Genomic DNA, 12,892 nt, shown 5'->3' with positions numbered 1-12,892 from the left:
ATGAAAAAATTAAGTATTTGGTTACTGGGCGTGCTTTTATTCGTGACAAGCTGTGCTCCCGATGTCAATGAAGAAGAAGTTGTTCAAAACGATGAGTCTGATTCGAAGCAGGAAACAGCAATCGTACCAAGCTATCAATTATCGGAGGAAAATTATAAAATGATTCTTCCCTTTGAACCTGGGAAAGCTAGGGGAGTCATCGTTGGACAAGTGGCCAATCGACTAGATATTGATGAGATGGAGGAAGGATTACGTCGTCAATCCAAGGAAGTGTATGATCCGAAGAAATATTTATTTCAGGAAGGTCAGTATATTGATGAAGATACTGTGCTTAAGTGGATTGATAAGTTAAACCCGCCTAAAAAGGAAAAGGCCAAGAAAAAATACTTTGAGGATAATCCACGTTATCTTTCTCATATTTTAGAGCAAAATTACTTGGTAAAAAAAGAGGATAAATCTGTAGAATTAGCCGGAATATCGCTTGGAATTGCAATGAAGTCCGTCTATCGCTTCCAAACGGAGCCCGGTGGTCCCTACTATTATGAATCGATTTCCAAGTCTGAAATGCTAAAGGAAGGAAATAAGATTGCCCAGAAGGTCATAAAAAGTATTCGAGAAATCGAGGGCTTAGAAAAAGTACCCGTGATGATGGCTTTATATAGGGAGGAAGATCAATCTTCCCCAGTTCCAGGAAATTTTATTGCAAAGACTAATGTTCCTAGTAATAGTGCATCCATTGGTGATTGGGATACGATTGATGAAGAATATGTTTTATTCCCTTCCGACGAGGGGAAGAAAAAATATTATGAGGATCAAGAGATCGTTACTAGCTTTGGTAAAGAAATTGCTTCATATTTTCCAAACTATGTAGGAGTCATTGGGGAAGGATTCTATATGAATGAAGAATTGCAAAAGATGACAATTGAAATCCCGATTGAATTCTACGGAAAAGGTGAAGTGGTTGGCTTCACACAGTATGCCTATGGATTAGTACAGGATATGTTTAAGGATTACTATGATTTAGAGATTAAAATTACTTCCAGTGATAAACTAGAAAGTATGATATACCGTGAGGCAGGAGCCGATAAGCCGACGGTGCATATTTTCCATTAATAAAGAAAGTAATAAGTAAAAGGATGGAGATCGTCTCCATCCTTTTACTTTATTTGGTTAGGAAAGTCAGGAAAACAAACGAGAACTAAACAATAATGTACAATTTTTCGTAAATTCTTATACGAAAGAGACAGACCAGATTACCTAAAAGTGACTTGTGTTTTTCGAAGACTTCCGAAAAGTTGTAAATTCATAATAAAATAGTCATATAAATAATTCAGGTTTCTTACCATGATTCATGTCGAACAAGGACTAATTTTCCTCTGTGAGGAAAATCGGAAAGTTTTTTTGCCTGTTTCGCCTATAAATAGTGTTCATTTCTCTATTATTTTCCCAATATGAATTATCTGAAATTATGTTATAATATGACTATACAAAATAAAGTAGCATAATAAAAAGTAGATGGTAGGTGGGAAGGTTGATAGAAATAGGTCCCTTTATCAAACTGCAGCGTACGAAGCAAGAGATGACACAAGGAGAGTTAGCAGAAGGCATCGTTTCACTATCCTATTTATCCAAGATCGAAAATAAAAAAACAGACGCGAGCCCTGAAATAATTCAATTACTATGTAATCGACTTGGTATCGAATTGATCGATGGAGTTGATACAGACTTACAAAAAAAGTGTAAGCAATGGTATGCAATGCTTTTTGATGTATATGACAAAAAAGAGATAATCGATACATATAAGGATTTACAAGCATTAATGGACAGAAGCATTAATGATAGCTTTTTTCTATTTGAGATTCACAAAATTAGATACTATATAATCTTAAGACAAATCGATAAAGCGTTATCTAAGATGAATGAATTAAGTGAAATGGTTAATTCATTTGATAATGACCATCTTTATTATTGGTACAAATTTAAGGGGAATTATTATTCATTTACTGGAGAATTTAATCAAGCAATGCGATTGTATAAGATGGCAGAGGATAAAATAAATCAGGTAGATCTTGATGAAGAGGAAGTTGCGGATTTACATTATACGATTTCAGTCACAAATAGTAAGTTACGAAATACGTTGGAAGTTATTGATTATGCCAATAAGGCGATGGATGTCTTTCAACGAAATTATAATTTTATCCGTTGTGCCCAATGCCATATACTGTTAGGGATTTCCTACCGCAGAATTGATATGTATGATAAAGCTATTAAAAATTATAATTTAGCAAAGCATTTAGGTGAACTAAATAAAAATAAACAGGTAATTCAGTTAGCGAATCTAAATTTAGGATATGCTCACTCTAAGATTGGCAATACTGAAGAAGCTATTAAATACTATGTTTTTGTTATTGAAGAAGAAGATGATGAAGCGATAAAAATAAAAGAAAGACTTGCATCAATAACATCATTAATAAAAGAATATTATAATATTGGAGATTATGAAAAAACAAAGGAAATGATTAAAAAAGCTTTAACAATATTAGACTTAGCTAGTGATGATCATTATTATCAACTGTATTACTATATTATTCATACGTACACATATGCATTAAACAATGAGCAAGAAAAGTTCAGGGCATTAGTAACAGATGAATTTATACCTTATCTGAAGCAGCATGACGACCATAGCAATTTAGTTGTCTATGCTAAAATGCTTGGCAGCCATTTTGAAAAGCTTGGTAAGTATAAAGAATCTGTTAAATATTATAAACTAGCAAATTCAGCTTATAATGAATTAATTAATCTTTAAAGGGGGGGATGTTAATGAAGAAGTTATTTGCTTCAATGGCATTAGGCTCACTTCTTATGATAGGATTTTTAAATACTCATGACAATAATTCAACAGAATTAGCTCATGAACTCGAGCCTGAGGTTGTGTCTATTGGGCAACCTGTATCACAATTTTAGTTATTTTTGATTTTTTCGCAAACTGGTTTTTAAATTTTTTTACCCTATTACTATATGATGGATTTTCCTGGGATGGCGTGGAACCCATTCCGGGACTTTTTTTGTAGTCTAGGAAAATATAAAATTTGAGGCTATGGAGAAATAGGGGCGTGTTGAGCCGCGTCCAGCTCTAGCGTCCAGATAGACTTCACGAATCGCCCTAGGATAAGTTATCATCGGCTCGCAAGGTCACCGTGATTCCTTTATCTTCGTTGATTCGCTCCAGTCGCTACGTTTCTAATCTGGCGCTTGCACTTATGTTCCGATAAAGTGAAACTTCATTCCGTAGAAGTTTTCTTCCATACCCTACTGAATGTTCGTACCACAAGAGTATGACCCAAAGGTTCTGAACAAATTGGGTATTTAGGTGTCGTTTTCTCCCACTTAGTCCCTTTTGTACCAACACAGGCTCTTAAAGTTGAAGTCTTCCAGCACTTTAGCGGAATAATCTACAGCATATGGCTCAGATTGAAAAATTTATTGAAAAAATTTTTTATATAGAAATTTTGAGTTATTAGGAGTTATTTAAAAGGATTTGGACTATATTTACATATACGGAACTCTTATCTCTTTCATGTATGAAAATGATTATTCTTCATAACATATCACTGTATATGATAGTTCTATTTAGTAGGAAGCTTGATAGGGCGCCATTTGTGAGCCCTATGTAACTTGAAAAATAATTAATTATATGAAATCATAGTCGATGTGCTTATTTGAGAAATGAATCTCAAAATAATAATGCTATATTTTTAGAGAGAGGGGCATTGTTTGTATGGAATATGCGATTCGAGGTGCTACCTGGTTTTGGTTATTTGTTCCAATGCCAATTGTACTTTTATTATCGATCATTACTTTATTTACTGAGAGGAGAAAATAGTACGTGGATCTTACAACATTAATAACCTTTATTGTATATTTACTTGGGATGCTGGCTATCGGCGTCGTCATGTATTATCGTACCAATAACTTATCCGATTATGTCCTCGGTGGGCGAGACCTAGGACCAGGCGTTGCAGCATTAAGTGCTGGGGCATCTGATATGAGTGGATGGCTGTTACTAGGTTTACCAGGCGCAATCTATGCATCTGGAATGTCAGAAGCTTGGATGGGAATTGGTCTTGCAACAGGTGCTTATTTAAATTGGCAGTTTGTTGCCAAACGTTTACGTATTTACACCGAAGTATCAAATAACTCGATTACAATCCCTGATTTCCTTGAAAATAGATTTAAGGATAGATCACATATTCTCCGTGTTATATCTGCTTTAGTAATTTTATTATTCTTCACCTTTTACACATCTTCAGGATTAGTTGCAGGTGCAAAATTATTTGAGGCATCTTTTGGTCTTGACTATATGACAGCACTTTGGATCGGTGCGATCGTTGTTGTATCATATACGTTACTTGGAGGATTTTTGGCAGTATCTTGGACTGATTTTATACAAGGTATTCTTATGTTTCTTGCACTCATTATTGTACCAATTGTCGCGTTAAACCAAATGGGTGGATGGAGTGACGCTGTACAAGCAGTCGGAGAAATCAATCCATCACATCTTAATATGGTTCAAGGTGTTGGAATAATGGCAATTATTTCTTCACTAGCATGGGGACTTGGTTATTTTGGTCAGCCGCATATTTTAGTCCGTTTTATGGCATTGCGTTCAGCGAAAGATGTACCAAAAGCGAAATTTATTGGTACGGCGTGGATGATTTTAGGACTTTACGGTGCCATATTTACTGGTTTTATTGGATTAGCATTTATAAGTACACAAGAAGTACCGATTCTAAGCCAATTTGGAATTGAAGTGGCTAATCAAGATGGACTTCAAGTGTTGGCTGATCCAGAAAAAATCTTTATTGCATTTTCACAGATTTTATTCCACCCTGTAGTAGCTGGTGTGCTGTTAGCTGCTATTTTATCAGCAATTATGAGTACAGTAGATTCACAATTGCTCGTATCTTCATCAGCAGTAGCGGAGGATTTCTATAAAGCGATTTTCCGTAAAAAAGCATCTGCGAAGGAATTAGTGTGGGTTGGAAGAATAGCAACGGTATTGATTGCGATTGTAGCATTAATTATTGCCATGAACCCGGAAAGCTCTGTTCTTGATCTCGTTGGTTATGCATGGGCTGGTTTCGGTGCAGCGTTTGGTCCAATCATTATCCTGTCACTATTCTGGAAAGGCATTACTCGAAATGGTGCACTAGCAGGTATTATCGTTGGTGCAGTTACTGTTATTATCTGGGGAGATCTACTTTCTGGTGGAATCTTTGATTTATATGAAATTGTTCCCGGCTTCATTATGAATATGATTGTAGCAATCGTTGTGAGTCTTCTTGGCAAAACAGATCCTGAGCTAAAATCAGACTTTGACGAGACCTTAGAAAAATTGAAAGAGTAAATCACAAGTAATAAGATGTGGCTTAAACGCTGCTTCTAATAACGAAAGAACAATAGAAAAAAGTATAAACGAATTCAAGGACTTTATCAAAGCCGCAACAAATTTTAGAACCAGCAAAGCCGAACAGATTCGAATGTTAAGGTAGGTATCGCTCCCAGAAGTTAGAGTGAAAAATCTATCTTCTGGGGCAACCATTAATTCGAATAATAGTTCGGCTTTTTCTTTATTAAAATAATTTGCCTTTTTTTATCCCGCATATAACTGGCAGTAACCCCCCCATTCAAGCAATAAGGTGAATCCAATAAGGAAAAGTGTGGGGACAACTGCCAGTAAATGTTCGATTGGCTCAGAGGCCTTTAGGTCATACCCTTGTGGTACTAACCATCCGTGGAGATAAACAGCCCCCATGAATGGAAGTTTTACTTTATAAATTGTGGATGCCCTATAGAAGCATAAACGGCAAATTGCCATGTTGAATAACACTGCTTCGTACGTAAGGCATGGATGCAGTTCCTGCACCGTAAATCAAACACCTTCGCTTTTCTTTCATAGTTGATTATTGTTGGGTCGTTCTGCTATTATCAATAGTGTTACCAAAGTTTATGGATAAGCAATAGATGTATATAATATAGAAGAAACAGATTTGGAGGGAAAGCTAGTGGCAGATATATCGAAGGATCAAGTAAAGCATGTTGCTCATTTGGCTCGTTTGGAAGTTAGCGAGGAAGAAGTAGAAATGTTTACAGAGCAATTAAGCTCGATCATTACATATGCGGAGCAGCTTAACGAATTAGATACATCAGATGTTGAGCCAACGACGCACGTGTTAGACATTAAGAATGTGCTTCGTAAGGATAAGCCAAAGAAGTGGATAACGCAGGAGGAAGCAATGAAAAATGCTCCTGATCAGCAAGATGGACAGTATCGTGTACCATCTATTTTGGAGTAGGAGGGAAAAGCATGTCATTATTTGATCATACGATTAAAGAATTAGAACAAAAACTACATAATCATGAAATTACCGTTCAAGATTTAGTAGCAGCTTCTTATCAACGGATTAAAGAAGTCGATGACAAGGTTCATGCATTTCTTACATTAAATGAAGAAAATGCTAATGCCTATGCGAAAGAATTGGACGAGGCAGCAGATAAACATACCGCATTATTTGGAATGCCTAGTGGTATTAAGGATAACATTGTCACAAAGGCGTTACGCACCACATGTGCAAGTCAATTCCTCGACAATTTTAATGACCCTTTGTATAACGCTACTGTAGTTAACAAATTAAATCACCAGCAAGCAGTTACGATTGGAAAGTTGAACATGGATGAGTTTGCAATGGGTTCTTCAAATGAAAATTCCAGTTACGAACCAACTCGTAACCCTTGGAATACCGATTATGTACCAGGTGGATCTAGTGGTGGATCAGCAGCAGCCGTAGCAGCAGGAGAAGTATTATTCTCTTTAGGTTCAGATACGGGCGGCTCAATTCGTCAACCAGCTGCATTCTGTGGAGTAGTAGGCTTAAAGCCGACATATGGACGCGTATCACGTTTTGGTTTGGTTGCCTTTGCTTCATCCTTAGATCAAATCGGCCCAATTACACGTAATGTAGAAGATAATGCACGTGTTCTGGAAGTAATCGCTGGACATGATCCAATGGATTCTACAAGCGCAGCTGTAGAAGTACCAGCTTATACGGAGGCACTAACCGGTGATGTGAAAGGATTGAAAATTGCCGTACCAAAGGAATACCTTGCTGAAGGTGTAGCACCAGAGGTCAAGGAATCGGTTCTGCAAGCACTTAAGGTATATGAATCATTAGGTGCAACGTGGGAGGAAGTGTCGTTACCACATTCCAAATATGCAGTGGCAACTTATTATTTACTTTCATCATCTGAAGCTTCTGCGAACCTAGCTCGGTTTGACGGTGTCCGTTATGGCGTGCGTTCGGAAAATGCTAATAATATGATTGATATGTTTAAAAAATCACGTAGTGAAGGCTTTGGAGAAGAGGTTAAGCGTCGTATTATGTTAGGAACCTTTGCGCTTAGTTCTGGCTACTATGATGCTTATTATAAAAAGGCTCAAAAAGTACGGACATTAATTAAAAATGATTTTGATAAAATCTTTGAAGACTATGATGTTGTTATTGGACCTACTACGCCTACGCCAGCATTTAAAGTTGGGGAAAAGGTGGATGATCCATTAACGATGTATGCAAATGATATCTTAACCATTCCAGTCAACCTTGCAGGCGTTCCAGGAATTTCTGTTCCTTGCGGTTTTTCTGATCAAGGCTTACCAATCGGACTGCAAATTATTGGGAAGCATTTTGATGAAAACACCGTATTCCGTGCAGCCCATGCATATGAACAAGCGACAGATCATCATAAACAACGCCCTCAATTAGGAGGTGCCAACGCATGAATTTCGAAACAATTATTGGCTTAGAGGTACATGTTGAATTAAAAACACAATCCAAAATATTCAGTCCAAGTACGAATGAATTTGGTACAGATCCAAATACCAACGTAAACCCAATTGATCTGGGATACCCTGGTGTATTACCAGTATTAAATGAGGAAGCTGTTAATTTCGCAATGAAGGCAGCGATGGCTCTTAATTGTGACATTGCTACAAATACAAAATTTGACCGTAAGAACTATTTTTATCCAGATAATCCAAAGGCATATCAGATTTCCCAATTTGATCAGCCAATTGGCGAAAATGGCTGGATTGAAATAGAAGTAAATGGCAAGAAAAAACGGATCGGAATTACACGTCTACATTTAGAGGAAGACGCTGGTAAGCTTACCCATGGTGATGATGGATATTCGCTTGTAGACTTCAATCGTCAAGGTACGCCATTGATAGAGATTGTTTCTGAGCCAGATATGCGTTCCCCAGAGGAAGCATATGCCTACTTAGAAAAATTAAAAAATATTATTCAATATACTGGTGTATCGGATGTGAAAATGGAGGAAGGTTCGCTACGCTGTGATGCAAATATCTCTCTACGTCCACTTGGCCAAGAGGAATTTGGCACCAAAGCAGAACTGAAAAACTTAAACTCCTTTAGCTTTGTACAAAAGGGCTTAGAGTTTGAAGAAACGCGTCAGGAAAAAGTATTGCTTTCCGGAGGAGAAATCCTCCAAGAAACGCGACGCTATGATGAAAAATCAAAAGAAACGATTCTAATGCGAGTGAAGGAAGGATCAGACGATTATCGATATTTCCCTGAACCTGATTTAGTACCTCTATATATTGATGAGGCGTGGAAAGAGCGAATTCGTCAAGAAATTCCTGAACTTCCGGATGCACGTAAAAAACGTTATATGGAAGAACTTGGTTTACCAGAATATGATGCTGCCGTATTGACCAATTCCAAGCAAATGGCTGATTTCTTTGAAGAAGCAATAGCTCATGATGCGGATATGAAGCAGGTGTCGAACTGGCTAATGGGAGAAATCTCTGCTTATATGAATAAGCATTACAAGGAATTGCATGAATTAGCAATTACACCAGAAGCATTAGCTAAGATGATCCAATTAATTGAAGATGGTACCATCTCTTCGAAAATTGCAAAGAAAGTCTTTGCTGAATTAGTGGAAAAGGGTGGAGACCCAGAAAAGATAGTAAAAGAAAAAGGGCTTGTGCAGATTTCCGATGAAGGGCAATTACGCGAAATTATAGCGGGTGTGCTAGATCAAAACGAACAATCGATTATCGATTATCAGAATGGTAAAAATAAAGCAGTCGGCTTCTTAGTCGGTCAAGTAATGAAGGCAACAAAAGGACAAGCAAATCCACCTATGGTAAATAAACTCCTATTAGAGGAAATAAATAAAAAATAGTGTGGAGGCAAGACTACCAATGAAAAGCATTGGTAGTCTCGTATTTGCAGTCAGTTACACATTGGAAAATAATGCATATTCACGAAACAATTCAACAATTCCCCTTTTCAAAATGATGGAAAAGGTCTATGATAGATGTTGGACTGAAAAATAAACCATGAGACCTAGTGACTTAAATAGTTGAAGGACCCTGCATATTTCATGCAATGCGGAGGGAATGAAATGAAGAAAGCACGTATTATTTATAATCCCACATCTGGCAGAGAAGCCTTTAAAAAAGAATTACCGGCAGTTCTAGAAAAGCTCGAAATCGCTGGATATGAAACATCAACCCACGCAACCACCTGTGAAGGAGATGCGATAACAGCTGCAAGGACAGCGGTTGACCGAGGATATGATCTCGTTATTGCTGCTGGAGGCGACGGCACCATTAATGAAGTGATTAATGGAATTGCCGAACAGGAACATCGGCCAAGGCTGGGGATTATACCAGTTGGTACAACCAATGATTTTGCTAGAGCATTACGTATTCCAAGAGATATAAAAAAAGCGGTTGATGTTATTGTAGATGGTCAATCGATGCTTTTAGATATCGGCAAAGTAAATGATCATTATTTTATAAATATTGCCGGTGGTGGAAAGTTAACGGAGCTAACCTACGAGGTTCCGAGTAAGCTAAAAACAATGCTTGGACAGTTAGCTTATTATATGAAGGGAATCGAGATGCTTCCGTCCTTAAAGCCAACTCGAGCAAAAATAGAGTATGATGGCAATGTTATTGATGAGGATATTATGTTATTTCTTATTTCCAATTCGAATTCTGTTGGTGGCTTTGAGAAGTTAGCACCTGAAGCAAATATGCAAGACGGATATTTTGACTTAATTATTTTGCGCAAAACGAACTTAGCAGAGTTTATTCGTATTGCCACGCTTGCATTGCGGGGAGCTCATTTAGAAGACAAGCATGTCATTTATGAAAAAGCGAAGCATGTGACAGTTACGACAGATGAGAAGATGCAATTAAATATTGATGGGGAATTTGGTGGATTGTTGCCCGGAGAATTTATAAATTTGCAGCAACATATCGACTTTTGTGTTCCAACTGAATTTATCGATAAAGAAGGGGAAGATTACTGAATGCAGTAGTCTTCTTTTTGTTCATACTATTGGTTAGAGTTATGTTAAGATAAGACCACAGACTAGCACGTAAAGGAAGATATACATGGCGAAACAAACAGCACCAGTAAAAAAGAATCAAACCATCACGCTCACTTTCGAAGATCTTACCCATGAAGGAAATGGTGTAGGCAAAATTGATGGGTATCCACTATTTGTACCTTATGGGCTACCAGGGGAGGAAGCCGAGGTAAAAGTTGTTAAAGTAAACAAAAACTTTGGATTCGGCAAACTAGTAGAGGTGAGACAAGCAAGCTCAGAGCGTGTCGAGCCCCCATGTGATGTGTATTATAAATGCGGCGGCTGTCAGCTGCAGCATATGAGCTATGCTATGCAGTTGGATATGAAACAGAATCAAGTAAAGAATGTTATGCGAAAAATAGCACATATGGAACAAGTTCCCGTACATCCTACCATTGGTATGAAGGACCCTTGGAGATATCGTAATAAAGTACAAATTCCGGTAGGGGATAAGCATGGTGAATTAATAACAGGTTTTTATCAAAAACGAAGTCACCAGATTATTGATGATATGGATACGTGCGTCATTCAGGATGATAGTAATGACCGACTTGTAGAAGCTGTTCGCAGAATTGCCGATCGATTAGGGATTAAAGCTTATGATGAAAAGCAAAACCGTGGAGTATTACGACATATTATGGTCCGAACTGGTAGAGAAACAAATGATGCGATGATCGTTATCGTTACACGAACGGAAAAGCTGCCGCATCAGGACAAGCTAATAAAGGAATTAACGGAGACGTACCCACATATAAAATCGATTGTTCACAATGTGAATAGCCAACGGACAAATGTCATCTTAGGAAAGAAAACAAAGGTAATTTGGGGCGAAACTTATATATACGATACGATAGGTGATATTCGCTTTGCTATTTCCGCTAAATCCTTTTATCAGGTGAATCCACCTCAAACAAAGGTGTTATACGATAAAGCGTTGGAATATGCAAAACTTGGAGCAAATGATATTGTTGTTGATGCCTATTGCGGAATAGGAACGATATCTTTATTTTTAGCTCAGCAGGCGAAAAAGGTGTACGGTATTGAAGTGGTTCCAGAAGCAATAAGTGATGCCAAAATGAATGCTAAATTAAATGGCATTACGAACACTGAATTTGTTGTTGGTGAAGCTGAGAAAATTATGCCGTGGTGGAAGGCTCAAGGACTTCGACCAGATGTCATAGTCGTCGATCCGCCTCGAAAAGGCTGTGAAATGGAATTCCTTCAAGCTATGATTGAAATGGAGCCAAAGCGAATTGTCTACGTCTCTTGCAATCCTTCTACCTTAGCTCGTGATTTAAAAATATTAGATGAAGGTGGCTATGAAACGAAGGAAGTGCAGCCAGTTGATATGTTTCCACAGACCAATCATGTGGAGTGTGTTACTTGGTTGGAAAGGAAAGTGTCTAATTAAAAAGTAAACTTCCGACACAAAATAAACATTTCCGATTAAGACCCCGATTTCGTGAAAATAAACATTTCCGATTTCCGGGTCTTTTTCATGCTCATCCCTTGTCTTGTCTCGGTTTTCTCTTCTTTCCTACGCAACTTTTTAAGAGAGCTTTATTTTAAAACAAAAAAGATGACCATTGGATTCATTAACAGAAAGTGTTTGGTCATCCTCTGAGACATCACTGATAGTAACATCGAAGTGATTTAATTCTCCATTGATTAAGAAGTCATATTTGCCAACTGGTTCCACCATTTCAATTGTTTTGTCCGTAATAGCTACAGTGGCTAGTTTTAAGTAGTCTACTCACCTTCCACAACCCCTTTTATTGTCCATTTCTCTTTCGAAATTAAAAACATGTAACAAGAAATTTTAGCGAAAACCTCCTATTCATCACCTTTGTAAACGTTTACTAGATTTATATTGTAATGTTTTGTTTATTCGCGAAAATTTTTTAAGTATTAATTTAGCTGATCTAGTTCTGATTTTTGGAATTAGTAGATAAAATTAGATTAATTACGAATTTAAAAAAATGAATATTTTGTTATTATTAATAATAGTAACAAAACATTCATTTTAATTGCAGTGGTAAAATTTTAGGTATGTATACTTCTTACCGGAGAAAGGAGAAAATTTGATGTCATCAAAAAAACTATCGAGGTGGTACCTTACTATAGCAAGTACAGGTGCCTTTGTTGTGGCAGCTGTTTTAACCTTAATATTTGATCTTAATGTATACACCACTCTAGGCTTTTTAACCGCTGCAATAATATTATTTATTACGGATGCTGTTCGTGTGATTTATAAAAAAAAGAAGTCAACAGAGGGAAATTAATAAAAACTATGGATATAAATAGCTTAATCCTGGATGGATAACAAGCAGAAAAATTAGAAAAAAGCGGGTTACATTAGAGGCCACTGAAAATCTTATGATTTTTCAGTGAAACTTGAAGTTTGTTATAAAAAAGACGACTCAAATTC

Annotated in this window: 10 protein-coding genes; all 10 read left to right on the top strand. The window is 37.1% G+C overall.

Annotation, left to right across the window (positions count from 1 at the left end; all coding sequences use genetic code 11):
- Positions 1–1,113 carry a CamS family sex pheromone protein gene (locus ABDZ84_RS16145; protein WP_166530067.1) on the top strand — a complete coding sequence of 371 codons (1,113 nt, stop codon included), beginning with the start codon at positions 1–3 and terminating at the stop codon, positions 1,111–1,113.
- A 418-nt stretch (positions 1,114–1,531) separates the two neighbouring features.
- Positions 1,532–2,809: a helix-turn-helix domain-containing protein gene (locus tag ABDZ84_RS16140; protein WP_026682833.1), complete on the top strand. Its 1,278-nt coding sequence runs from the start codon at positions 1,532–1,534 to the stop codon at positions 2,807–2,809.
- Between the two features lie 14 nt (positions 2,810–2,823).
- Complete coding sequence (locus ABDZ84_RS16135) at positions 2,824–2,967, top strand: hypothetical protein (protein ID WP_161629293.1); 144 nt, start codon at positions 2,824–2,826, stop codon at positions 2,965–2,967.
- Positions 2,968–3,889: 922 nt separating this feature from the next.
- Positions 3,890–5,410, top strand: coding sequence for a sodium/proline symporter PutP (gene putP, locus ABDZ84_RS16130; protein WP_026682832.1), 1,521 nt, complete (start codon positions 3,890–3,892; stop codon positions 5,408–5,410).
- A 658-nt stretch (positions 5,411–6,068) separates the two neighbouring features.
- Complete coding sequence (gatC, locus tag ABDZ84_RS16125; protein WP_026682830.1) at positions 6,069–6,359, top strand: Asp-tRNA(Asn)/Glu-tRNA(Gln) amidotransferase subunit GatC; 291 nt, start codon at positions 6,069–6,071, stop codon at positions 6,357–6,359.
- 11 nt (positions 6,360–6,370) lie between these two features.
- Positions 6,371–7,840, top strand: a complete 1,470-nt coding sequence (gene gatA, locus ABDZ84_RS16120) for an Asp-tRNA(Asn)/Glu-tRNA(Gln) amidotransferase subunit GatA (protein WP_026682829.1) — start codon at positions 6,371–6,373, stop codon at positions 7,838–7,840.
- Positions 7,837–9,267: an Asp-tRNA(Asn)/Glu-tRNA(Gln) amidotransferase subunit GatB gene (gatB, locus tag ABDZ84_RS16115; RefSeq protein WP_026682828.1), complete on the top strand. Its 1,431-nt coding sequence runs from the start codon at positions 7,837–7,839 to the stop codon at positions 9,265–9,267. Before gatA ends, gatB begins: the two co-directional genes overlap by 4 nt.
- 222 nt (positions 9,268–9,489) lie before the next feature.
- Complete coding sequence (locus tag ABDZ84_RS16110) at positions 9,490–10,404, top strand: diacylglycerol kinase (RefSeq protein ID WP_026682827.1); 915 nt, start codon at positions 9,490–9,492, stop codon at positions 10,402–10,404.
- Between the two features lie 85 nt (positions 10,405–10,489).
- Complete coding sequence (gene rlmD / locus ABDZ84_RS16105) at positions 10,490–11,875, top strand: 23S rRNA (uracil(1939)-C(5))-methyltransferase RlmD (RefSeq protein WP_026682826.1); 1,386 nt, start codon at positions 10,490–10,492, stop codon at positions 11,873–11,875.
- Between the two features lie 673 nt (positions 11,876–12,548).
- On the top strand, positions 12,549–12,746 hold the full coding sequence (locus ABDZ84_RS16100; RefSeq protein ID WP_026682825.1) for a hypothetical protein: 198 nt from the start codon (positions 12,549–12,551) through the stop codon (positions 12,744–12,746).
- Positions 12,747–12,892 lie beyond the last annotated feature (146 nt).

Source organism: Virgibacillus salarius (genome assembly GCF_039521925.1).
GTDB classification, from domain to species: domain Bacteria; phylum Bacillota; class Bacilli; order Bacillales; family Amphibacillaceae; genus Virgibacillus; species Virgibacillus salarius.
This window is presented reverse-complemented; position numbering and strand designations above follow the sequence as displayed.

What these genes read in the sequence shown, in the direction of transcription:
- ABDZ84_RS16145 (WP_166530067.1), top strand. Translation starts at nt 1, where the DNA reads ATGAAAAAATTAAGTATTTGGTTACTGGGCGTGCTTTTATTCGTGACA.
- ABDZ84_RS16135 (WP_161629293.1), top strand. Translation starts at nt 2,824, where the DNA reads ATGAAGAAGTTATTTGCTTCAATGGCATTAGGCTCACTTCTTATGATA.
- gatA (WP_026682829.1), top strand. Translation starts at nt 6,371, where the DNA reads ATGTCATTATTTGATCATACGATTAAAGAATTAGAACAAAAACTACAT.
- gatB (WP_026682828.1), top strand. Translation starts at nt 7,837, where the DNA reads ATGAATTTCGAAACAATTATTGGCTTAGAGGTACATGTTGAATTAAAA.
- ABDZ84_RS16110 (WP_026682827.1), top strand. Translation starts at nt 9,490, where the DNA reads ATGAAGAAAGCACGTATTATTTATAATCCCACATCTGGCAGAGAAGCC.
- rlmD (WP_026682826.1), top strand. Translation starts at nt 10,490, where the DNA reads ATGGCGAAACAAACAGCACCAGTAAAAAAGAATCAAACCATCACGCTC.
- ABDZ84_RS16100 (WP_026682825.1), top strand. Translation starts at nt 12,549, where the DNA reads ATGTCATCAAAAAAACTATCGAGGTGGTACCTTACTATAGCAAGTACA.